General features: G+C 63.6%; 22 protein-coding genes. 13 read left to right on the top strand and 9 right to left on the bottom strand.

Annotated features, from left to right (window positions below; all coding sequences use genetic code 11):
• Positions 1–61: 61 nt before the first annotated feature.
• From ACQ3C8_RS07215 to ACQ3C8_RS07200, 4 genes are all read left to right on the top strand, one after another.
• A complete protein-coding gene (locus tag ACQ3C8_RS07215; protein ID WP_428852976.1) occupies positions 62–3,397 on the top strand; it encodes a hypothetical protein in 3,336 nt (1,111 codons plus the stop codon).
• Positions 3,398–3,598: 201 nt separating this feature from the next.
• Positions 3,599–4,984, top strand: coding sequence for a 30S ribosomal protein S12 methylthiotransferase RimO (gene rimO / locus ACQ3C8_RS07210; protein ID WP_428852975.1), 1,386 nt, complete (start codon positions 3,599–3,601; stop codon positions 4,982–4,984).
• Positions 4,985–5,235: 251 nt separating this feature from the next.
• Complete coding sequence (locus ACQ3C8_RS07205; protein ID WP_428852974.1) at positions 5,236–5,919, top strand: hypothetical protein; 684 nt, start codon at positions 5,236–5,238, stop codon at positions 5,917–5,919.
• 23 nt (positions 5,920–5,942) lie between these two features.
• Complete coding sequence (locus ACQ3C8_RS07200) at positions 5,943–7,157, top strand: cystathionine beta-lyase (RefSeq protein ID WP_428852973.1); 1,215 nt, start codon at positions 5,943–5,945, stop codon at positions 7,155–7,157.
• A gap of 149 nt (positions 7,158–7,306) precedes the next feature.
• On the opposite strand, the gene serB is transcribed toward ACQ3C8_RS07200, so the two are convergent.
• The 6 genes from serB to ACQ3C8_RS07170 form a co-directional block, all read right to left on the bottom strand.
• Positions 7,307–8,170: a phosphoserine phosphatase SerB gene (serB, locus tag ACQ3C8_RS07195; protein ID WP_428852972.1), complete on the bottom strand. Its 864-nt coding sequence runs from the start codon at positions 8,168–8,170 to the stop codon at positions 7,307–7,309.
• Positions 8,171–8,260: 90 nt separating this feature from the next.
• Positions 8,261–9,052 (bottom strand): peptidylprolyl isomerase, encoded by a 792-nt coding sequence (locus tag ACQ3C8_RS07190; protein WP_428852971.1) that lies wholly within the window; start codon positions 9,050–9,052, stop codon positions 8,261–8,263.
• Positions 9,049–9,345 carry a BolA family protein gene (locus tag ACQ3C8_RS07185; RefSeq protein ID WP_009522676.1) on the bottom strand — a complete coding sequence of 99 codons (297 nt, stop codon included), beginning with the start codon at positions 9,343–9,345 and terminating at the stop codon, positions 9,049–9,051. The genes ACQ3C8_RS07190 and ACQ3C8_RS07185 overlap by 4 nt, the downstream gene beginning before the upstream one ends.
• On the bottom strand, positions 9,345–9,899 hold the full coding sequence (locus ACQ3C8_RS07180) for a septation protein A (protein WP_428852970.1): 555 nt from the start codon (positions 9,897–9,899) through the stop codon (positions 9,345–9,347). Before ACQ3C8_RS07180 ends, ACQ3C8_RS07185 begins: the two co-directional genes overlap by 1 nt.
• Positions 9,900–9,940: 41 nt before the next feature.
• A complete protein-coding gene (msrB, locus tag ACQ3C8_RS07175) occupies positions 9,941–10,375 on the bottom strand; it encodes a peptide-methionine (R)-S-oxide reductase MsrB (RefSeq protein ID WP_428852969.1) in 435 nt (144 codons plus the stop codon).
• A 59-nt stretch (positions 10,376–10,434) separates the two neighbouring features.
• Positions 10,435–12,006 (bottom strand): protein adenylyltransferase SelO, encoded by a 1,572-nt coding sequence (locus ACQ3C8_RS07170; protein WP_428852968.1) that lies wholly within the window; start codon positions 12,004–12,006, stop codon positions 10,435–10,437.
• Between the two features lie 471 nt (positions 12,007–12,477).
• On the opposite strand from ACQ3C8_RS07170, the gene ACQ3C8_RS07165 reads away from it, so the two are divergent.
• From ACQ3C8_RS07165 to ACQ3C8_RS07145, 5 genes are all read left to right on the top strand, one after another.
• Positions 12,478–14,574 carry a 3-hydroxyacyl-CoA dehydrogenase NAD-binding domain-containing protein gene (locus ACQ3C8_RS07165; protein ID WP_428852967.1) on the top strand — a complete coding sequence of 699 codons (2,097 nt, stop codon included), beginning with the start codon at positions 12,478–12,480 and terminating at the stop codon, positions 14,572–14,574.
• A 65-nt stretch (positions 14,575–14,639) separates the two neighbouring features.
• A complete protein-coding gene (locus ACQ3C8_RS07160) occupies positions 14,640–15,077 on the top strand; it encodes a PaaI family thioesterase (protein WP_428852966.1) in 438 nt (145 codons plus the stop codon).
• 165 nt (positions 15,078–15,242) lie between these two features.
• Entirely contained in the window at positions 15,243–16,286 is a 1,044-nt protein-coding gene (locus tag ACQ3C8_RS07155; RefSeq protein WP_428852965.1) for an alpha/beta hydrolase, read from the top strand.
• Entirely contained in the window at positions 16,273–16,752 is a 480-nt protein-coding gene (locus ACQ3C8_RS07150) for an acyl-CoA thioesterase (RefSeq protein ID WP_009522669.1), read from the top strand. The genes ACQ3C8_RS07155 and ACQ3C8_RS07150 overlap by 14 nt, the downstream gene beginning before the upstream one ends.
• Positions 16,745–17,179 (top strand): GNAT family N-acetyltransferase, encoded by a 435-nt coding sequence (locus ACQ3C8_RS07145; RefSeq protein ID WP_428852964.1) that lies wholly within the window; start codon positions 16,745–16,747, stop codon positions 17,177–17,179. Before ACQ3C8_RS07150 ends, ACQ3C8_RS07145 begins: the two co-directional genes overlap by 8 nt.
• A 6-nt stretch (positions 17,180–17,185) precedes the next feature.
• Here the strand turns inward: ACQ3C8_RS07145 and ACQ3C8_RS07140 are convergent, their stop codons facing one another.
• Genes ACQ3C8_RS07140 through ACQ3C8_RS07130 form a run of 3 tightly spaced genes read right to left on the bottom strand, consistent with a single transcriptional unit; the run spans position 17,186 to position 19,336 of the window.
• Positions 17,186–17,995 carry an NRDE family protein gene (locus ACQ3C8_RS07140; protein WP_428852963.1) on the bottom strand — a complete coding sequence of 270 codons (810 nt, stop codon included), beginning with the start codon at positions 17,993–17,995 and terminating at the stop codon, positions 17,186–17,188.
• A gap of 3 nt (positions 17,996–17,998) precedes the next feature.
• Positions 17,999–18,304, bottom strand: a complete 306-nt coding sequence (locus tag ACQ3C8_RS07135) for a DUF4936 family protein (RefSeq protein WP_009522666.1) — start codon at positions 18,302–18,304, stop codon at positions 17,999–18,001.
• A gap of 30 nt (positions 18,305–18,334) precedes the next feature.
• A complete protein-coding gene (locus tag ACQ3C8_RS07130; RefSeq protein ID WP_009522665.1) occupies positions 18,335–19,336 on the bottom strand; it encodes a YgfZ/GcvT domain-containing protein in 1,002 nt (333 codons plus the stop codon).
• Positions 19,337–19,570: 234 nt separating this feature from the next.
• Between ACQ3C8_RS07130 and mltG the strand changes: the two genes are divergently transcribed.
• The 4 genes from mltG to ACQ3C8_RS07110 all read left to right on the top strand — a co-directional run bounded on the left by mltG (position 19,571) and on the right by ACQ3C8_RS07110 (position 22,735).
• The gene (gene mltG, locus ACQ3C8_RS07125; RefSeq protein WP_428852962.1) at positions 19,571–20,566 is read left to right on the top strand and encodes an endolytic transglycosylase MltG; all 996 of its coding nucleotides are present in this window, start codon (positions 19,571–19,573) and stop codon (positions 20,564–20,566) included.
• 1 nt (position 20,567) lies between these two features.
• Positions 20,568–21,206 carry a dTMP kinase gene (tmk, locus tag ACQ3C8_RS07120; protein WP_428852961.1) on the top strand — a complete coding sequence of 213 codons (639 nt, stop codon included), beginning with the start codon at positions 20,568–20,570 and terminating at the stop codon, positions 21,204–21,206.
• 72 nt (positions 21,207–21,278) lie between these two features.
• Positions 21,279–22,322 (top strand): DNA polymerase III subunit delta', encoded by a 1,044-nt coding sequence (locus ACQ3C8_RS07115; protein ID WP_428852960.1) that lies wholly within the window; start codon positions 21,279–21,281, stop codon positions 22,320–22,322.
• Positions 22,319–22,735 (top strand): PilZ domain-containing protein, encoded by a 417-nt coding sequence (locus ACQ3C8_RS07110; RefSeq protein WP_009522660.1) that lies wholly within the window; start codon positions 22,319–22,321, stop codon positions 22,733–22,735. The genes ACQ3C8_RS07115 and ACQ3C8_RS07110 overlap by 4 nt, the downstream gene beginning before the upstream one ends.
• The last annotated feature ends 120 nt before the right edge of the window (positions 22,736–22,855 follow it).

Below are 22,855 nucleotides of genomic sequence, written 5' to 3'. Positions count from 1 at the left end.
TGGCACATTCCGCTGTCGGCTCGCCCGCACAGAGGCGAGACGCGTTCTCGTGGAAAGCCATATGCCAGTCACTGCCGCAAACCGCCCTTCGAAAACCTCTCTATCCGTACCCAAACCACCTCCTCAAAACACAGACATTGATAAAGCTCTGAGGGAAATCGGGCGGGCAAACAGGCGAAAAGATATCGATGGGCGTGTGACTTCATTGGTACGAGCCCACGCAGAGCACGTTCTCATTCGCGCAGCCACACTCAATCAATCGCGAGAAAATCACGCTGCTCGCAATATGATCCGGTTTGATCTCTTGCCGAAGAATTGCGATGTCGCCAAGCTGAAGGAGTTGGTGAAAAACAATGAGGAGTTGACCCGATACGTCAGCGCGCTTGACGAGCGCATGAACCTATCGGTGGACAGATTGGATGCTGAAGAAATCCTGCGGCTTGACTCCAATTTGTTTACACGGCGACTTCTCAAAACGCAGGGCAAACTCGATGCGCTGGAAAAGCGCCTCGCCGAACCCGCCACCCAGCACGTAAAGAAAGAAAAGCCGACTGCTGAGGCGCGTTCCCGGTATGCGACATGGCGTCAGGCAGGTTCCCCGGCGAATCGGAACATGCAGCAGGATGACGGGGCGGCCCAGCCGGCCGCCACCGCGTACGGCAAACAGGACGCAAGCGCTGTCGCGGTGATGGCGATCGCAGCGGAGGCGTGCGGCTCTCTGGACGCTCCATCGACGCCCGTGCTTTCAATCCAGGATGCTACGCCATCCCGCACTGCCAATGACCACGCTGGCACGGCACTAAAGCAGGGGGCTTCCGTCATCCCCAATTTCATGCCATCCCACTATCCACCGGGTAAAGAGCCTGTATCAGCGCGGGCTGCTGCAGTGGAGATGGCGGGCAGGGCCGATACCAAGTCTGCGGCTTCGTTGGCAGGGGGCGTGACCGTAGCGTTGGACGTCTATGGCTGCCCAGCCGATCCTGAGCCGCCGTTCGCGCCGCATATCGATTGGAAATCATCTACGCCGACCATCGACGCCGATTACAAGAACAAGGGATGGTTTTTCCAGCATCTGGGAAAGCGGAATACTTCGCTCCGATCCGAAGAGAGACGCTTCGAGCAGGCACTCGAGGCGTTCATCAAACTGTTGGATGTACGACTGGAGGGCGGGCAAACAAAGCTCTTCAAGCATATGCCAGATCTGGTTCATCGGCTGTTTACCACGCCTGGTCATCGCGAGGATGACGCGGAAAAATTACTTGAACAGATGCGCGAGGGATTGCGCGGTGGTGGCAATCGGCTGACCCCAACCGCACAGAAGTTACTGGCCTGGCTGGCCATCGTATGGGATGACAGTTGCCTCAAGCTAGATGACCCCGCCAAGGTCCAGATGCGCGAGCGTGACGGGCAGTTCGAAGTGCTGGAGCGCGATGCCAATGGCCACGAAAACTGGCGCGCTGCCCGGACGGGCACGCTTGATCTTGCCTATACCACCAGCCTGATCGGCAGCTGGTTCAAGCATCCGAAAGCCCTTCGCTTCGACAAGGCGGCCTTGCAGCACATTGGCGTGCGCGGGCCATTGTATCGGTCTCGTGATGGACGGGTCGAGTTTGCGCCTGGTGCAACCCTGAGCATGGGCAAGAAACGGCTGCGGTCGCTGGATGTTGACAATCTTCTGCACCTGAGTGCACTGGATAGTTTGCGTGGTGTCGTCCACGGGCAGCGCACGATGGAACCCATCACGCTCGCCATCGATCTCGACACACTGTCGCCGGCACCGCTTGGCCTGGGAAACCTGACCGAGTTTGTCTGGGGTGAAACCCATGGCAACACAGCCTTGGAATTGTATGCATTGCATGCGGTCGGAATGATCCGGATCAAGTCATCACAAGGCTGGCAAGCCATCCGCAATGCGATTGCCACTGCCGACTATCGCAACCTGGATACCTTGCTGGCCACGCATATCGAGCATGGGCCTCACGCCACAGGCCGTACCTTTGTGTTGCAGGGGAATACGCTGGCAGGAACAATGGGAAATGACCTGATCGAACTGCAGGTCCGTGCATTCTTGCGCGATGACATGAAGATCGATATGCCCGAATTGCAATCTGCGCACAACGCCTATTTCGATGCGTACTGGAAGCTCAATCAGGATAAGGGTTTGACGAAACCATTCGAATTTCCCGCCAATCCAGCACTACAGCAAACAACGGAGCGAGCGGACCGATTGACGTCGCTACAGCAAATGCATCGAATGATGAACAGCGAAGACGAGCAGGTTCGCCGAGAGGTTCGATTGCTTCTAAAAAAGTATACCGCGTCGTACTACAAGGATGACCGGCTGCAGTTGTGCCGGGTTGCCGAAGACGGGCGCACCTTGCTGACAGGCGGGCGGGTCAACCAGGAAACATCGCGCGCGCTCGCGGCACAGATCAATGCAGATGGATTTCGGGTACGCACGAATCTCTCCGCCAAAGCACAAGCGAATGACAGCAATGCCTGGTTCCGCAATGCGGTATTGACCCTTGACGTCGATGCCTACCTCGCCGCCACGCAGTGTGTGGCGAGGAACGAACGAGGTGGTGCCGGTGCTGTTGGCAATCCACTTGCCGCGTACCTCGGACGATACGATGCCAGTCCGTTTTTCCCCGGCACGATATTGGATCGCGGTATCGATCGCAATGTTTCCGGACAATCGAACCGTATCGATGCCTGTTGGCAACTGCATGGCAAATTCCAGCCTACCTTGATGAAATGGCTGTTCGAGCCATTCGAGGACCATGTGGATGCAGTCAAGCCTGACGTCAGCATTGCGCCGACGTATGCCAGTGCTACCGGTACCCGTCTGTTTTGGCGCAATGGGTTGGTGGAGCATGACATCGAGATATTCGACAAGCTCATCGCCAACTGTATGTACGAAGTTCCCCACGACGCCAGCCCGGAGACTCTGGAGCGGTTTGCCACATACATTCTTGCTCTTCCACATGCGAAGCTCATGGAACGGCTGGGGAGTGTCGACAGTCCGCAGCGTACTTTGCTGGCATCATTGAAGGAGAATATCGTTGAGTCACTGAAAGGCATACGCGAACCGTTGCGCGCCTGGGATCGGACGCATAGTGTCAAGAGCATGACTACTCAACAACTCGCGGATGAGGCCCTGGCGCAATTGGATGCCTTGCCCACAACCCCGGAAGAAATCGATGCACTGTCGCGCGAGGATCTGGTCGAGCTACTCTTTTCTGGAGCGACCGCCCGGCTGTTCAACTATGCTCGAATGACGGTCGATCTGACCCAGTCTTCGCAGCGCAACTATGCGCAGACCCGAATCGCGCTCAATGGCCATGGCGGTTCCGAGCCGCAGCATCGGCAGTTCACCCGCACGTTCTTCGGTTTCTAGCCGTGCGCTGGCGGCACTGGCCGGGCCGCCATGACGGTGCACGATGGTAGGGTGGGGCCGCCTTGGGCTGGCTGGCCCCGCGGCACCATGAAAAGCAGGTAAAATCGGGCCCGTCCCCGAGCCAATCGCTTGCCGTGCCCGTACGTGGCGCTATCTGCCTATACGTGCGCACTGCGCCACCTTCTCCGAATAGTCGTCGCCATGTCCAACTCCCCGTCCAACACCCCAAAAATCGGCTTCGTCAGCCTCGGCTGTCCCAAGGCCCTGGTCGATTCCGAGCAGATCCTGACGCAGCTGCGCGCCGAGGGGTATGACATTGCCTCGACGTATAACGGCGCGGATCTCGTTGTGGTGAACACCTGCGGCTTTATCGATGAAGCCGTGCAGGAGAGTCTCGACGCGATTGGTGAGGCGCTGAACGAGAATGGCAAGGTGATCGTCACCGGTTGCCTGGGTGCGAAAAAGAATGCGGCGGGCGAGGACATCATCACCAGCGTGCATCCGAGCGTGCTGGCGGTGACCGGGCCGCATGCCCTGGGCGAGGTGATGCAGGCGGTGCACACGCATCTGCCGAAGCCGCACGATCCCTTCCTCGATCTGGTGCCGGCGCAAGGTATCAAGCTGACGCCGAAGCACTATGCCTATCTGAAGATTTCCGAGGGCTGCAACCATCGCTGCACCTTCTGCATCATTCCGTCGATGCGCGGCGACCTGGTATCGCGTCCGGTGGCGGAGGTGATGCTGGAGGCGGAGAACCTGTTCAAATCGGGTGTGAAGGAACTGCTGGTGATTTCGCAGGACACGAGCGCCTACGGCGTGGATGTGAAGTACCGCACCGGCTTCTGGAACGGCCGCCCGCTCAAGACGCGCATGACGGAGCTGGTCGCCGCGCTGGGCGAACTGGCGGCGCAGTATGGCGCATGGGTGCGGTTGCACTATGTGTATCCGTACCCGCACGTGGACGAGATCATTCCGCTGATGGCCGAGGGCAAGATCCTGCCGTATCTGGACGTGCCGCTGCAGCACGCGCACCCCGAGGTGCTCAAGCGCATGAAGCGGCCGGCCAATGCGGAAAAGACCATGGAGCGGATCCGCGCGTGGCGCGCCATCTGCCCGGACCTGACGATCCGCAGCACGTTCATTGCAGGTTTCCCCGGCGAGACGGAGGAAGAGTTCCAGACGCTGCTCGATTTCATCGCTGAAGCGGAGCTCGATCGCGTCGGCTGCTTTGCCTATTCGCCGGTGGAAGGCGCGACGGCCAACGACTTGCCCGATGCCGTGCCGGACGAGGTGCGCGAGGAGCGCCGTGCGCGCTTCATGGAGGTGGCCGAGGCCGTGTCGGCAAAGCGGCTGCAGCGCCGCGTGGGCACGACGATGCGTGTGCTGATCGACGAGGTCAACCAGGATGGCGGCATTGCGCGTTCCGTGGCCGATGCGCCGGAGATCGACGGGCAGGTGTTTATCGCCCCGCCGCGCGCCTCCGTCAGCCAGCGCGCGGCATATCGCCAGAAGGTCAAGGTCGGTGAGTTCGTGCGCGTACGCATCACCGGTGCCGACGGCCACGACCTGTGGGGCGAGCTGGTCTGAGGTCTTGCCGGCTTGTCGGGTTGATGCGTGGCCACCTGTGTCGGGCGCATCGACCACACTGACCGCAAGCACACACTCCTGCCTTGGCTGCAGGCCGCCCAGCTCAATCGTCACGAATGCTTGAGAAACCGCTTGGTCAAAGCACCGGGCAGGCGGCGTTCGCTATACTTTCAGGCAAACGACACGGCGTCGCCGCCGCGAGGACATTGCATGACCTTTTTCAGTTTCCAGCCCAGGACAGGCGGTGCCGCATGAGTGTGCCGCGCACATCGCTTGCCGCCATGGCGCTCGGCTGTGCCATCTGCTTCGCGGGCGCGGCCGCGTGGGCACAGCCAGCGGGCGAACAGGTGCTGTCCACGCAGGATCTGACGGTAACAGAGGGCGCCTTCGGGCTGAACGACGCGATCCAGGCGGGCGAGATGCGCCGCCGCACTGCGGCAGGGCCACAAGCCAGCGCGCCGCAGCCCCTGGCACCCGAGCCAGCCTACGCCAGGTATCCGCAGTACAGGGGCACGATTGGCGACGTGCCCATCCGCATGCGGCTCGGACCCAAACCCGATGAGCGGGACAGCGTGCACGGTGAATACCATTACGGCACCTCGCGCGCGGTGCAGCGTGTGGCCGGCGAGTATGCCGACGGCACGTTCCTCATGGAGGAGTCGGATGACGGCACCACGGTGACGGGCATGTGGGAAGGGCAGATCGATGCGCTCGGCGTGGTGCGCGGCCAGTGGACCGATGCCTTCGATCGCCGCCGCATACTCCCGTTTGTGCTGGTGCCGGTCACTGTGACGGTGATTCCGCCATACCGGTCCGATGATCCTGCCTACAGCAACGCTGCACCGATTGCCGCCCCGGCCCCCATGCCGGCGCCACGCGCGCCGGCGCTCCCCGCTACACCTGGTCCGGCCCGTTCCAGCATCATCGGCTGGTGACCCATCATCCAAGAGGTAACGAGTTGAGCGCTTCTGACTTCGATCCCCCCAGTTCGCCGCCATATCCCCAGACAGCTGCCGTGCAGCCCGCGCTAGATATTCCGCCGGGCTTCCGCGCCTTTCCGCAGGCCACGCATCGCGGTTCAACGGTGCTGTTCAACAATCTGCACGAGTTGCGGGCATATGGCCGGGCCGATAGCCCGTACTGGCGTTATGGCCTGCATGGCACGCCCACGAGCGAGGCGCTGTGCCAGCAACTGGCGCAGATCGAGGGCGGCAGCCATGCCTTGCTGCTGCCTTCCGGGCTGGCCGCAATCTCGCTGGTGTATTTCGCCTTCCTGAAGGCCGGCGACGATGTGCTGGTGCCGGATAACGCCTACGGCCCCACATGCGACCACGGGGCGTGGCTGGCGCGCGACTTCGGTATCACGATGCGGCGCTACGATCCGATGATCGGCGCCGGCATTGCCGACTTGATTCGCCCCGAAACGCGCCTGATCTGGATCGAGGCGCCGGGTTCAGTGACGATGGAAGTACCGGATGTGCCTGGCATCGTCGCGGCCGCGCGCGCACGCGGCGTACGCACAGCCATCGACAATACCTGGGCGGCCGGGCTCGTCTTCAAGCCGTTTACGCACGGCGTAGATATCTCCGTGCAGGCGCTGACCAAATACCAGTCAGGTGGCAGCGACGTGCTGATGGGCGCGACCATCGTCAACGACGCAGCCCTGCAGGACCGGCTGGTGCTTACGCGCATGCGCATGGGGTGGGGCGTGTCGTCGGACGATTGCTATCTCGTGCTGCGCGGCCTGCAAACCATGCCTGTGCGCATTGCCGCGCATGACCGCGCGGCGCGGGAGCTGGCCGAATGGCTCGGCCAGCGGCCTGAAATCGCTCGCGTGCTGCATCCCGCGTTGCCCGATTGCCCAGGGCATGAGATCTGGAAACGCGATTTCACCGGCGCGACCGGCCTGTTCTCGGTGCTGTTCCAGCCGCAATACACCCAGGCGCAGATCGATGCCTTCATCGAAGGGCTGCGTCATTTCGCCATCGGCTTTTCATGGGGCGGGGCGCACAGCCTGGCCTTGCCGTACGATGTGCTGTCGATGCGCACAGCCAGCGCCTGGCCGCCAGAAGGCAAGCCGGCCGGCGGACTGGTGCGGTTCTATGTGGGTCTGGAAGATCCACGCGATCTGATCGCGGATGTGAGACAAAGCCTGGAAGCGCATCTGCGCTAGGCGGCGCGCTCAAGACGATTTCGACGCCGGTTCGGCTTGACCTGTCACGCGCGTCGGGGCGTTGACGTGCTGCTTGCCCCGGCGGTGCCCCGTCCTCCGTCTCCAGACGAGACGGAGATTCACGACATGGAAATGCCCATGGAGATGCGTCAGGCAGCGCTGCCGGGAAACAGTCCAAGCAAGCCGTCGAGACCGACGAAGTTGAAGGCGACGGAGGCCTTGGCGCGTACCACCGGTTTGGCGCGAAAGGCAACCGAGAGACCGGCCAGCGCCATCATCTTCAGGTCGTTCGAGCCGTCGCCCATGACGATGGCCTGGTCCGTGCGAATTCCCAGCGCAGCGCAGGTTTCCTGCACGATGCGCGCCTTGACGTCGGCATTGACGATTTCACCGAGCACCTTGCCGGTCAGCTTGCCGTCGACGATTTCCAGTTCGTTGGCACGGGTGAAGTCGAGGCCAAGGCGTGGCTTGAGGCGTTCCGTCATGGCCGTGAAGCCGCCCGAGACCAGCAGCGTCTTCATGCCGGCGGCACGCACGCCGGCGAGCATGGTTTCCGCGCCCGGCGACAGCTTGAGGCGTTCGTTGTAGACATGTTCGAGCACGCTGGCATCAAGACCGGCCAGCAGGGCCAGTCGGCGGCGCAGGCTTTCGTTGAAGTCAGGAATCTCGCCGCGCATCGCGGCTTCGGTAATGGCTGCGACTTCAGCCTTCTTGCCGCAGAAATCCGCGATCTCATCGATGCACTCGATGGTGATCAGGGTGGAGTCCATGTCCATCACCACCAGCTTGAAATCGCCCAGGCGCTTGCCTGCCGGCACCACCGCCCAGTCGATGCCACGCGCGTAGCAGATCTCGTCGAGCTGGGCGCGCAGGGCTTCATCCGCCGTGTCGATATCCGCCAGTTCGGCAAGATGCGGCGAATGCAGGTGGCAGGCGCTTGCACCAGCCGCGACGCGTACGGCGTCGAGGTTGTCTGCGGCGAGGGGCGTGGGGCTTTGAACGATCAATGGCATGGGTCTGAAATCATCCTGATACAAAAGTCATTCTAACGACTACCAAGAAAAACGGCGCCGCGGCGCCGTTTCTTCCGGGGGGTGGGGTGCTTACTGGATCTTGGCGCGGTCACGCAGCGATTTCAGCATGGACTGGAACTTCTCGCGCTGCCAGTTCTGGTCTTGCGCCATCATCTGCATCAGCTGCGGCTTGAGCTCTTCGAAGGACGGAATCTTGGCGTCGCGCACATCTTCGAGCTTGATGATATGCCAGCCGAATTGCGTCTTGACCGGGGTTTCGGTCATCTTGCCTTTGGTCAGGCCGGTCATGGCAGCCGAGAACTCCGGTACGAAGCCATTCGGGTTGGCCCAGTCCAGGTCGCCGCCATTCGGGCCCGACCCCGGATCCTTGGAGGATTTCTTGGCCAGTTCCTCGAACGAGGCGCCGCCCTTGATCTGGGCGATCAGCGCCTTGGCGTCGGCTTCCTTCTCCACCAGGATATGGCGGGCGCGGTATTCCTTGCCATTGCCGAACTGCGCCTTGATCTTCTCGTACTGGGCGCGCAGGTCGGCCTCGTTGTTGGCATCGTTCTTCACATAATCTTCGAACAGCGCTGCGACGATCACATTCAGGCGGGCCTGCTCGACCTGTTCCTGCACGTCCGGGCGTTGCGTCACGCCGCGCTTGTTGGCCTCCTGGACCAGCAGCTCGCGGTCGATCAGCATGTCGCGCGCGCGGTTGCGCAGTTCGGGATTGTCAGGCTGGCCGGCGCTCTTCACCAGCGCATCGAGCTTCGCCTTGGGGATGGCCTTGCCGTTCACGACGGCGGCGTTCTGTGCGGCAGCAAACGGGGAAACAGCCAGGGCAGCCAGGAGGCTCAGCGTAAGGACGGTTTTCTTCATGAATGCGAAGTCGAGGTTGTGTGGGTCGGTTCTTCCGGCGTGGTCGCCGCAATGGCGAGCGCGTGAATCTGGTCGGGCAAAAATGCCTGCAGCGCATCATACACCATGCGGTGACGCGCCACGCGTGACTTGCCGGCAAAGGCGGCGCTGACAATGATCACGCGGTAGTGTCCGCCGCCCGAAGCCGCGCCTGCATGGCCGGCATGCAGGGCGCTTTCGTCCTCGACCGTCAGGGTGGTGGGCGCGAATACTTCGCGCAGGCGCGCCTCGAGCGCGCGCGGGTCTGCAGCCATCAGCGTTCTCCTCCGGCATCGTGGTTGTCGGGTTCGCGCATGTGGCGCGACAGCCAGAGGCTCTGGATGACGATGAAGACCAGCATCAGGCCCATCCCGCCGAACAGCTTGAAGTTGACCCATATATCGGTCGAGAAGTTGTAGGCCACGAGCAGGTTGAGCACACCCATGACGATGAAGAATCCGGCCCAGGCCAGGTTGAGCGTGCCCCATACGGCATCGGGCAAGGCGATCTGCTTTTCCATCATCTTGCGGATCAGGTTGCGGCGGAAAGCGAGGCTGCCGAGCAGCACGGCGCCGAACAGCCAGTAGAGCACGGTCGGCTTCCACTTGATGAAGGTCTCGTTGTGCAGGGCGAGCGTGGCCCCGCCGAATACGGCGATGATGGCAAGGCTGATCCATTGCATGGGCTCCACCTTGCGGTGGCGCAGCCAGACCCAGGCGATCTGCGCCACGGTCGCGACGATGGCGACGGCGGTGGCGACGTAGATATCGGCCAGTTTGAATGCGGCGAAAAACAGCAGCACCGGGAACAGGTCGAACAGGAATTTCATGAGGGGCGGGTTCCTATCGGGATGAAAGTCTGGAGTGAATGTCAGGCCGCATCGCCAGATGTTCCTGGCGGCGTGGAGTCATCACTGGCATCGTCGCGGAAATTCAGCGACGCCGAGTTGATGCAGTAGCGCAGACCGGTGGGTGCCGGGCCGTCCTCGAACACGTGGCCGAGGTGCGCGTCGCACTTGCTGCAGCGGACCTCGGTGCGCACCATGCCGTGCGAACGGTCGACATGCTCGTCGATGGCCTCGGCTTCCAGCGGCTGGAAGTAGCTCGGCCAGCCACAGCCTGCGTCGAACTTGGTGCCGGAGGCGAACAGCGGCGTGCCGCAGCACACGCAGGTATACGTGCCCTGTGCCCAGTGGTCCCAGTACTTGCCGGTGAACGGGCGCTCGGTGGCGGCCTCGCGGGTGACGCGATATTCGATGTCGGAGAGCGTGGCGCGGTATTCCGCGTCGGTCTTGCGTGCGCTCATGGGGGACTCCTGTAATGGGTTTCGGCGAGAGGTGGCTTCCAAATGAACGGGATCGCCTCTCACGAGGAACAACTGACTTCAAGGCCCGAGGCCCAGTCCGGCGGCAGGGCCGCATAGTGTGCCATGTCCGGCTGTTCGTCAAATGGCCGCGACAGCAGCTGGCGCAGCCGCGCCACTTCGGAAAAATCGTTCTCGCGCGCCCGGCGGATGGCGATTTCCGCGAGGTGGTTGCGCAGGATGTATTTGGGGTTGACCGCCCGCATGGCCGTGCTGCGGGCCTCATCGACCGAGTGCTCGAGCTGTAGCCGCTGCCGATACGATGCCGCCCAGGCTTGCCAGGCGCTGCGGTCCAGGAATAGGTCGCGTACCGGCGCATCCTCGCTGTCGTCCGTACTGGAGATGGCGGCCAGGTTGCGGAAAAACAAGGTGTAGTCGATGCGCTGGGCATGCAGCATACCGAACATTTCGGCAAGCAGTTGCTCGTCGTTGTCCTGCGTCGTCGCCAGCCCCAGCTTGGCGCGATAGCGCGCGAGGAAAGCCGCTGCGTAGCGCTCGCGGAACGCGCCGAGCGACTCGTGGGCCAGCGCGATAGCGGCCTCCTGCCTACTTTCGTCGTCGCTTTCCGCGGCAGTGCCGTGCGGATCGAGCAGCAGTGGCAGCATGGCCTGCGCCAGGCAGTGCAGGTTCCAGAAACCGATTTGTGGCTGCTGCTGGTAAGCGTAACGGCCCTGCGTGTCGGAATGGTTGCAGATGTGGTTGGCGTTGAAGCCGTCGAGAAAGCCGAACGGGCCGTAGTCGATGGTCAGGCCCAGGATCGACATGTTGTCGGTATTCATCACGCCATGGCAAAAGCCGACGGCCTGCCAGTCCGCCATCAGGTCAGCCGTGCGCACCGTGACCTCGCGCAGCAGCGCCGCATAAGGCTGCGCTGCGGCTCGGCACTGAGGGTAGAAACGGTCGATGACAAAATCGGCCAGCTGGCGCAGCGCAGCGATATCGTCGCGCGCGCCGAAATGTTCGAAGTGGCCAAAGCGGATGAAGGAGGGCGCCAGGCGCGTAACCACGGCAGCGGTTTCGATCTCCTCGCGCCGCACGGGTGCATTGGAACCGGTGATACAGAGTGCGCGCGAAGTGGGGATGCCAAGCCCAGCCATGGCTTCGGAGCACAGAAACTCGCGGATCGACGAGCGCAGCACGGCACGGCCATCGGCCATGCGGGAATAGGGGGTGCGTCCGGCCCCCTTGAGCTGGACTTCCAGCGGGCCGTCTGCCGTAGCCACTTCAGCCAGGCGCAACGCACGCCCATCACCAAGCTGACCGGCCCAGACGCCGAACTGGTGGCCCGAATACACGGTCGCCAGCGGATCGGCCCATGACGGTATGCGGTTGCCGGTGAACACTTCGACGAAATCCTGCGCCTGCGCGGCCTGCCGATCCAGCCCCAGCATGGTGCCGGCTTCCTCGGAAAAATCGATCAGGACGGGATCCGGCAACGGCGCTGGCGGCAGGCGCGTGAAGAAGCGCTCGCCAAGCGTGGCGAAACCGGGTTGCGGTACTAGCCCAGCATCCCAGCCGGAATGGGAAACATCGGGTGAGGCCGGGGAGGCGGCCGTGGTAGAAGCGTGGGGCATGAACAGATCGGTTGTCGTCTATCGGCGGCCAGGAGACCAGTGCACGTAGCCGTTGCAGGCCATGTGCAACATCAGACCGCGTGCAGCGCGAAGCGTTGCAATGGGCATCGCCTATTGTACGTGGCAATCGCTGCTTGGACTGGATCGGGGCCGGATTGCGCCCAGATCAGGGCGGGATCGGCGCCGGTATGAACCAGATAGGGCAGCCACAGGCACTTTGCGCATCGCAACAATTTTGCCCAGCTATAAATTGAACGACCGTTCTTTTACAGGTATGCTTGCCTGGCAACACGGATATTGCGCTGCAAAATCGCTTCCTGCCCGGCCCGCTTGGGCCCAAGGCACGACGGGAAAGCGGGCGGCGAATATGAATGCGCGTCCGCGGGATGCCCGGCCATCCCTGCGCGGATCCGCCCGGCCTCCACCTGCGGTGACTGCGGCGCCGGCCGTCTAACAGCACAAGGAATCAGCATGACAGCGGAGTATCAAGTCCAGGATGGCGTCGCCATCATCACCCTTGCCAACCCGCCAGTGAATGGGCTGGGCCTGGCGACGCGCCAGGGCATCATCGAGGGGCTGCAGCGCGCCGCCGCCGATGCCAGCGTCCGGGCCATTGTGCTGACGGGGGCGGGCAAGGCGTTTTCCGGCGGGGCTGATATCCGTGAATTCGGTACTTCCAAGGCGCTGGAGGAACCGATCCTGGTATCGGTCATTGCCGCTATCGAGCACAGTCCGAAGCCGGTCGTGGCCGCTGTGCACAGCGTCGCCATGGGTGGCGGGCTGGAGCTGGCACTGGGTTGCCATTACCGGCTGGCCGCGCCGGGTGCGCAGATCGCGCTGCCCGAGGTCAAGCTCGGCATCATGCCGGGTGCAGGCGGCACACAGCGCCTGCCGCGCGTGACCGGCCTGGAAACTGCGCTGGACATGATCACTACTGGCGCGGTCGTGCGCTCCGAGCAACTGGCCGGTACGCGTACCTTCGATCGTATCGTGGAGAGCAGCCAGCCGGCGGACCTCCTCGCCGAGGCCGTGGCATTCGCACGCGAGGTCGGCACGCGCCCCGGACCGCATCCGCTGGTGCGCGATCTGAACATCGAGGACCCCGATGCTGAAGGTCGGCTCACTACCGCGCGGGCAGCAATCGCTGCCCGCTCCGCACACTTTCCCGCACCGCTCAAATGCATCGAGGCCCTGGAGGCCGCCGTGCGGCTGCCGTTCGAAGCGGGCCTGAAGGTTGAGCGCGAGGCTTTCCTGTTTCTGCTGACGACTCCGGAATCGCGGGCCTTGCGCCATGCCTTCTTCGGCGAGCGCGCCGCCGGCAAAATTGCCGATGTACCGTCGGACACCCCGGTCCGCGACATCCACAAGGTCGCCGTGATCGGCGCCGGCACCATGGGCGCAGGTATTGCCATGACCTTCCTCAGCGCGGGCCTGCCCGTGACTCTGCTGGAAGCACGGCAGGAAGCGCTGGAGCGCGGTGTGGCAACCATCCGCAAGAACTACGACAGCACTGTCAAGAAGGGCAAGCTGAGCGCGGAGAAGGCGGAGCGCGCGATGGCGCTGCTACAGACCACGCTCGACTATGCGGCCATCGCCGATGCTGACCTTGTCATTGAAGCCGTCTTCGAGGACATGGGCGTGAAGGAAACCGTCTTCCGCCAGCTCGATGCCGTGATGAAGCCGGGAGCGATTCTCGCCTCCAACACATCCACGCTCGACCTCAACGCCATTGCCGGATTCACCACCCGTCCGCAGGACGTGGTGGGCCTGCATTTTTTCAGCCCGGCTAATGTGATGAAACTGCTGGAAGTCGTGCGCGGCGCGCAGACCGGCAAGGATGTGCTGGCCACCGTGATGAAGCTGGCCAAAACCCTGCGCAAGACAGCAGTGGTTTCGGGTGTGTGCGACGGCTTCATTGGCAACCGTATGGTCGAACAGTACGTTCGCCAGGCCGGGTTCCTGCTGGACGAAGGCTGTACGCCGCAGCAGATCGACAGCGCCATCGAGCGCTTTGGCTTTGCCATGGGGCCGTTCCGCATGTGCGACCTGGCCGGCAACGATATCTGGCAGGCAATCCGCACGCGCAAGCTGCAGGAACATCCCGATCTGGCCTATTCGACTACGGCAGACCAGCTGTGCGCGCTGGGCCGTTTCGGGCAGAAGACCGGCGCGGGCTGGTACGACTATGTGCCGGGCGACCGCACTGCGCATCCGTCGCCGGTCGTGGCCGGGCTGCTGGCGAAGCATGTCGCGGCATCCGGCGTCCCGCAGCGGCAAGTCAGCGACGAAGAAATCGTCGAGCGCCTCGTCTATGCCCTCGTCAACGAGGGTGCTGCGATCCTGGAAGAGGGCATTGCCGCCAAGGCGTCGGATATCGACATGGTGTATCTCACCGGCTATGGTTTTCCGCTGCATCGCGGCGGGCCCATGCTGTATGCCGACATGGTCGGGCTCGACAAGGTACTGGCGCGCATGCAGTCGTTCAGCACCGGCTACCATGGCGAGCTGTGGAAGCCCGCGCCGCTGCTCGTGCGCCTTGCCGCTGCTGGCAAGGGGTTGACCGGCTGAACACCAAGACGATTCGCTTGATCGCCCCGCGCGGGGCGTTCGCTTCATCCCACACATCACTCACCATGGCAGAACACAACGGCTTTCGCAAACGCATCCCTTTCGTTGAATTTGTGGGGGCGCAGCTGCTACATCTCGATGCCGGCAAGGCGGAGGTCGAGCTGGTGCTTGAGCCGCACCACTGCAACAGCTTTGGCATCGCGCACGGCGGTGTCATCATGACCCTGCTCGACGTCACCATGGCCGTGGCCGGACGTGGTGCCGACCCGCTGGATCGCGGCCTGGTCACCATCGAAATGAAGAGTTCCTTCATGCAGCCCGGGCGCAGCACCCTCCGCGCGACCGCACGCTGCGTGCACCGCTCGACCACCATGGCCTTTTGCGAGGCGGAGATCACCGACATCTCCGGCGCGATCGTGGCGCGCGGATCCGGCACGTTCAAGTATGTGAAGAGCATGCCGACGCCGCGTGGCAAGGCCATCGAAGGGGGTGGGGACGGCTGAGCGCCCGGGTCTGTCAGCCTGTCATTCCGGCTGGGCGGATGTGCGGATATTTGCCGCCATGCCGGCAAGGCCGGTGATGGGCCGCCGGTCGCGTACGCCGACCGGCGCGTGTACCATGCCGAGCTGAGACTTTTCCTGTCGGACGCTCTCCAGTCCGTTTCCGCTGTGCCACACACACCTGATCCCTCCGCCTCCGCCGCGCGCTTCGACCGCGCTGGCCTCGATCCCCAACTGGCCCATCTGCTGGAGCTGATCGAGAAAGCCAAACGGCCCGCCTTGAACCAGATGGACGTGGCCGATGCCAAGATCGCCTACGCCAAGAGCGCACCGATTCTTGACCTGATGCCCGCAGACATGGCCGTGGTGGAAGATTTCACCATCCCCGCGCGTGACGGCCATCCCATCTCCATGCGCCTGGTGGCGCCGCGCGAGCCGTCGTGGGTCGATCCGATGCCAGTGCTGCTGTACTACCACGGTGGCGGGTTCACGGTCGGCGGCATCGGCACACACGATGCGCTGTGCCGGCGGCTGGCGGAGCTGGGCGACTGCATGGTGCTGTCGGTCGATTACCGGTTGGGACCGGAGTGGCGTTTTCCCACGGCGGCGCACGATGCCTTCGATGCCATGCAGTGGACCTTCGACAATGCCGAGCGCCTTGGCGCAGACCCGGCACGCATCGCACTCGGCGGCGACAGCGCGGGTGGTACGCTGGCCACGGTAGCGGCCATCGAGGCGCGCAACCTGGGCCTGTCGCCGGTCCTGCAGCTGCTGATCTATCCCGGCACATGTGGCTGGCAGGACACGCCATCGCACCTCGCGCTGACCGAGGGCTACATGCTGACGCGCGAGATGATCCTGTGGTTCTTCTCCCACTACCTGCGCAGCGATGCAGACCGCGATGACTGGCGCTTCGCCCCGCTCGATGCGGGTGGAGATGGGGCGGATGTAACGGGCTGCTGTCCGGCGTGGATCGCCGTGGCGCAATTCGACCCACTGGTCGACGAAGGCATCGCCTATGCCCGCAAGCTGCAGGCGGCAGGCGTGGCCGCGGAACTGGTGCATTACGATGGCATGATCCACGATTTTTTCAAGATGGCGCGTTTCGTGCCAGCCGTGGCCAAGGCCCATGCGGACGCAGGCCATGCCCTGCGGCGCGCATTTGGCCTTGAGCGCGGACGTGCAGGAGAACAGCAACATGGCACGAACTGATTTCCGGCACAAGGTGCCGCTGCGCGTACGCTGGGCGGAGGTCGACTCCCAGAGCGTGGTGTTCAACGGGCACTACCTGCTGTATGCGGACGTGTGCGTCACCGAATACTGGCGCACCATCGGCCTGCGCTATCCGGACCGCCTCGAAGGCGGCGTGGACCTGTACGTGGTCAAGTCCACGGTCGAGTACCACATGTCGGCGCGCTACGATGACGAGCTCGAGTTGTGCGGGCGCATCGCCCGCATCGGCCGCACCAGCCTGCAGTTCCTGATCGAGATGCATCGCGGCGCTGACCACGTCGCCAGCGCCGAACTGATCTACGTGAGCACCGACATGGGCACGCGACAGCCAGTCCCGGTGCCGGCCGTGATGCGTGACCGTATCGCGGCGTACGAGATACTGCCGCCCGTGGCTGCGTCATCGTCGCACGCCGCTTCATCGAACACCGGAGGGCCACATGCCTGAACAGCATATTCACCTGGGACGCTGGGATGAGGTCGGGACAGTGGCGGGCGCCATCCGCACGCGCGTGTTCGTCGAAGAGCAAGGCGTGCCTGCCGAACTCGAATGGGATGCCGCTGACGCGGACTGCTGGCACGCCATCGCCACCGATGCGCAAGGCATGCCGGTCGGCACCGGCCGCCTGCTGCCGGATGGCCATATCGGGCGCATGGCGGTACTTGCCGAGGCACGCGGCTCAGGCGTCGGCATGGCCATCCTGCAAGCGCTGATCGCACAGGCGCGCATACTCGGTTACGCGGAGGTCGTACTGCATGCGCAGACGCATGCCGAGGCGTTCTACCGGCGCGCCGGCTTTGTGCGTGAAGGCGAGATTTTTATGGAAGCCGGTATCGAGCACATCACCATGCGGCTGGCACTGGACGGGCGCTGAGCGGCGTCAGGCCGTTTCCGACGAGTGCCGCAGCACGCCGCTTTCGTGTCGTTCGCCGATACAGCCGCTGGCGTCGAAGCTGCGTTCCAGCATGTCGAAACTGCCGTCATGGCGTACACGCAGGACCGTGCTGGCACGCGTGCCGTAGCGTGGCGAACGGATAAAGGCCGACGACAGCACGCGTTCCCATTCCAGGCTCACGCCAGTTTCGGGCAAGGCGTCGTCGGTCGGCTGGCGGGTGTCGGCCAGCAAAGCGAGATAGGGTGACAGGCTGGCGCCACGTCGCCCGGTATCGGCCGCCAGGGCCTCCGCGAACGCCGCCACGCGGCTGCGCACCTTGGGCCAGGGCGTGTCGAGCAGCGCATTCGACAGACCATAGACGCCCGCCTGCAGACGCTGCGGCAGTCCGGTGGCGGCGCGGTTGCTGTACCACCACAGGCTCTGCAGATCGGACGCCAGCAGATTGAAACCGTTGTAAACACCCTGGCGCGGCCGCAGGTCGTGCAGGAAAGTGGCGGGCTGTTCGCTGCCGGCGAGGAAGCCGCGCACCAGTTCGCCCCGCGAGCGGGCATCGGTACGTTTCTCGGACGGCGCCCGGTAGTTGGTCAGGGCCGCAAAGCGGCCACCCTGGGCCAGGCCCAGCCACGTGCCGCTGGCGCCGTTGACGGCAGCGCGGTCGCGGCCGGCGAGGATATCCGGCGCATCGTCCCACCAGCCCAGCGCATCGGCCGGGCGTTCGTAGAATTCGTCGCGATTGGCGGCAACCACCAAGGCATAGTCAGGGTGCGCATGCCAGGCGGTCAAGATCAGGCACATCGTTCAGCGCTCCATGTCCGGCCGTTCCTGGTCGGCGAACAGTTCGGTGTGGCGTGGGCCGGACAGAAACGGCTGCAGGCCCCGGTCTGACCACAGGCGATCGAGCGTCTCGGCAAAGGCCTCGGGAATGTCCTGGTAGGCCTCCATCCAGGTCTGCAGTCCATCGCTGCCCACGCCTGGCCGGCGCAACAGCGAGCCCGCTACGCCGGTGGCATCCTCGACCGTGTCGAGCCAGTGCCACCAGCGCGGCAGCAGGTCGGCGGCGGCCGTCTGGGGCACCTTGAAATAGACGTAGAGGTGGAGGCTCATGGCGGGGTCTTTTCCAATGGATGCGGCGGCTCAGCTCTCTGCAACTGGCAGCGCATAGGGCTGCGCCACCAGCGTGAGCGTCGGGCCTGTTGCGGAACCGACGTGGACGAGCGTATCCACGGTGTCCAGCTTCAGTTCCGCCAGCACATGGCTGCCGCCGTCGGGAGCGCCGGCCGCGTTCACTACCATGCCGCACGGCTGACCAGCATCGGCCTCGCTGAACAGCTCGGTGCCTGGCGCCGGCACGTCGAGGCCTTCCAGGGCGACATGGCCGAGGAACATGCGGCGCTTGAGCGTGCCACGGTACTGGCTGCGCGCGACGACTTCCTGGCCGGGATAACACCCCTTGCGGAAATTGACGCCGCCCACGACCTCGAAATTGATCATCTGCGGCACGAACTGCTCTTGCGTGGCCGTAACGATGCGCGGGATGCCCGACTGCACGTGCAGCCAGTTCCACACCTCGGTGTCCACCGGCAGCAGGGTGGCGGACAGGACCTTCCATGCATCGCTCGCCTGTTCGTGCGCGAGGATGACCTGATAGCGCTCGCGGTCTGCCGCATCCGGCAGGCGAATCACCGTGCCGTTCGGCTGATGCGTCACGCCCCACACGCTAGCGGGCAGTTCGAGCCCGAAAGCGGCCAGGCTCTTGGAGGCATCGGGCCCGGCCGTGCCGAATACGCGCAGCACCTCATCGGCACTGGACAGCATCACCTTGGCGCGCAGCTTGAACATCGTCAGGCGCTTTTGCAGCCCCGGCGCGATGTCGGCCGGGACTTGCAGCAGTAGCCCCTCGTTGTCGCGCCACATCATCATGGTGGCCTGCAGGCGCCCCTTGGGCGAGCACATCCCGGCGAGCCGGGCTTCGCCCAGGCCGAGGTCTTCCACGGCATTGGTCAACAGGCTGTGCAGGAAGGTCGCCGCATCATCGCCAGTCACGCGGATCAGGCTGATGTCGTTGGGAGCGCAGACCACCGAGCCGCCGCTCACGGCGGCAAATTGTTCGCTTATGCTGAATTGGGTCGTAAACATGGTTGGCATGTTGGGACAAACCGTCCGGAATTAAAGAGTCGGGCGCATGGGCGCACGGGCGGATGTGCCGCTGGCAACCGCAACGTGGCGCCGCGAAGTCGTGTTTCGCATGATCCACCGTGCTTGCCGGTTTATCATACGGGTCCGCAGCATGCCGCACTATGCAAACGCGGCATGCCGCCATACCCCAAACGATACCACCGTCGCGGTTTGCACGGCGACGCACGACCATTCATGAGACGATTCCTCACCCGGCTGATGCTGTTTGTCCTGTTGCTGGCTATGCTGGCAGGAGGGCTGTTCACCTATTGGGCGCAACGCCCCGTCACGCTGCGCACGTCGCCGGTGGAAGTGATCATCAAGCCCGGTTCTTCCGTGCCGAGCGTAGCGCGCCAGCTGGAACGCGGCGGCGTGGCCATGCCGGAGTTGCTGTTCGTACTGCTGGCACGCGTGAGCGGCAATGGCGCCAACCTCAAGGCTGGGGGCTACGAGCTGGAGCAGGGCGCCACGCCGTGGTCGATCCTCGGCAAGCTCGCGCGCGGCGAGGTGACGCACCATGTGGTGACGGTCATCGAAGGCTGGGAATTCCGGCGCATGCGCGCAGCAATCGACGCGCATCCGGCATTGCGCCACGAGACGCGCGGCATGTCCGACGCCGCCTTGCTCGAGCGGCTGGGCATCCAGGAACGTCATCCGGAAGGGCTGTTCTTTCCCGATACCTACCTGTTCGCCCGTGGCAGCAGCGATCTCGACCTGTACCGCCGCGCACACGACGCCATGCGCAAGCGGCTCGATGACGCATGGGCTGCGCGTGCGCCGAACCTGCCATACAAGAACCCCTACGAGGTGCTGATCATTGCCTCCATCGTCGAGAAGGAAACCGGGCAGGCCAGCGAGCGGCCGATGATTGCCTCGGTGTTCATCAATCGCCTGCGCAAGGGCATGCTGCTGCAGACCGACCCTACGGTGATCTACGGCATGGGCGAACGCTTTGACGGCAACATCCGCAAGCGCGACTTGCAGACTGACACTCCGTACAATACCTACACCCGCGTGGGTTTGCCGCCCACGCCCATCGCGCTGCCGGGCGCGGCATCCCTGATGGCCGCGGTAGCCCCGGCGCCCAGCGATGCACTCTATTTCGTGGCGCGCGGAGATGGCACCAGCCATTTTTCCGCCACGCTGCCCGAGCACAACCGGGCAGTTAACCAGTATCAACGCGGTAAATGACATGCGCGGAAAATTCATCACGTTCGAAGGCATCGACGGTGCCGGCAAGAGCACCCACCTCGAATGGTTCGCCGACCTGTTACGGCAGCGGCTGGGAGCCCAGGGCCACGGGCAGGCAAGCCCCGCGCGCAAGGTCGTGACCACGCGCGAGCCGGGCGGTACCGCCCTTGGCGAGCAACTGCGTGAACTGCTCCTGCATCGCAAGATGCATCTGGAAACCGAGGCGCTGCTGATGTTTGCCGCGCGCCGCGAGCATATCGCCGAGATCATCGAGCCGGCGCTGGCGCGTGGTGACTGGGTGATTTCCGACCGCTTCACCGACGCTACCTTTGCCTACCAGGGCGGTGGGCGCGGGCTGGCGCGCGAGAAGCTGGAGGCCCTGGAGCACTGGGTGCAGGAAGATCTGCGGCCCGACCTGACATTGCTCTTCGACGTCCCCGTAGAGACCGCCAGTGCACGACTGGCGCAAACCCGCGCGCCCGACAAGTTCGAGGCGGAGACCCGCGCCTTTTTCGAGCGGACGCGGGCGGAATACCTGCGGCGCGTGGCAGAGGCACCGGCACGCTACGTCGTGATCGACGCAACGGAACCCATTGATGCCATTCGCGTTAAACTTGAAGAATTGATCACAAGAATTTGATTTCGAAGGAATTTTTCCACAGCGAAAGTCTTCACGTCATTTCTTGAAATAATCCATAACCTATTGAAATTCATGATTTTTCCGTGGCAAGCTGAGGACTGGCAAGCACTGAACGCACTGCGTCCGCAGATGCCCCATGCTGTACTGCTCCATGGTCAGGCCGGCATTGGCAAACGCGCACTGGCCATGGCCTTTGGCCAGGCCCTGTTGTGCAGCACGCCGGCTGCCGACGGCCAGGCCTGCGGACAGTGTGAGTCCTGCCACTGGTTCGGGCAGGGGAATCACCCTGATTTTCATCTGGTCCGGCCGGAAGCCCTCGATGACGAATCCGAAGGCAGCGAAAGCGGCGAGGGTGGCAAGGAAAGCAAGGAAGGCAGCAAGAAGAAGGCTCCCAGCAAGATCATCCGTATCGAGCAAGTGCGCCGCTTGATCGATGCCGTTGGCGTCGGCACACACCGCGGCGGCTGGCGCGTGGTGGTGATGTATCCACTGGAAATGCTGCCAGTGGAGGCAGCCAACGCCCTGCTGAAAACACTTGAAGAACCGCCATCCAGTACCTTGTTTTTATTGATTACTGACCGGATTGACCGACTGCTGCCGACGATTCTGTCGCGCTGCCGCCAGTATGCTGTGCAGCCGCCGCGCCACGAGGCCGCGCTCGCCTGGCTCAAGACGCAAGGCGTACCGGATGCCGCCGCCTTGCTGGCGGAATCGGGCAATGCGCCACTAGCCGCGCTGGAAGCCGCCGGCGCCGATGAGCGCCCACAACTGGCCGCGCTGGTCGCGCAGTTGGCGCGCGCCGGTAAGTTCGAGCCCTTGGCGGCTGCCGAACTGTTGCAGAAAACACCACTGCCATTGGTATTCGGGACCCTGCAGCGCTGGCTGTTCGACCTGATTTCGCTGAGAATGGCAGGGCGTCCCCGCTATTTTCCGGCCCATGCCGAAGCGGCCGCCGCGTGCGCCGCCCAGGTTGAGCCGCTGGCATTGCAGACCATGCTGCGTGCCGTGCAGGAACGGCGGCGGCATGAGCATCATCCGCTTGCAGCCCGCCTGGTGCTGGAAAGCGTGTTTCTGGAGTATCGCCGCATGTTTGTCACGGAGAATGCCCGCCCATGAGCGCCGACTCGCGCGATCCACTTGTGACCCGTCCGATTTCCGATGCCGCACCAAGAACGCTAGGTGGTTCAGGCATGCCGCGCCCTGGCGTGGTATCGCTGGCCATCAAGGACCAGGCGGGTTTGTATGCCGCCTATATGCCTTTCCTCAAAAACGGCGGCATCTTCGTTCCAAGCAACCGGCCTTACCGGCTGGGTGAAGAAGTTTTCCTGGTGCTTTCGCTGTTTGACCGACCCAACAAGTATCAGGTAGCCGGGCGCGTGGCGTGGATCACGCCGGTCGGCCTGGCCAACAAGACGCCGGGTATCGGCGTGCAGTTGGGTGATGATGACCAGGGGCGCGCACTGCGCCGAACGGTCGAGGAACTGCTTGGCAAGACCCTGGCTTCGCAACGGCCGACACAGACGCTGTAAGAGGGCACGGCAGCGGCGCAGCTTAGGAGCGCAGCAGACTGCAGCACCGCGCGTCGGCTGACCGCAGACTGGCGCGACGGCACGCCGTCTTTTGCGTGCATCCACGCGATGCAGCCGGCC

The sequence above is a fragment of the Imbroritus primus genome (assembly GCF_964332355.1).
Lineage (GTDB): Bacteria > Pseudomonadota > Gammaproteobacteria > Burkholderiales > Burkholderiaceae > Imbroritus > Imbroritus primus.
This window is presented reverse-complemented; position numbering and strand designations above follow the sequence as displayed.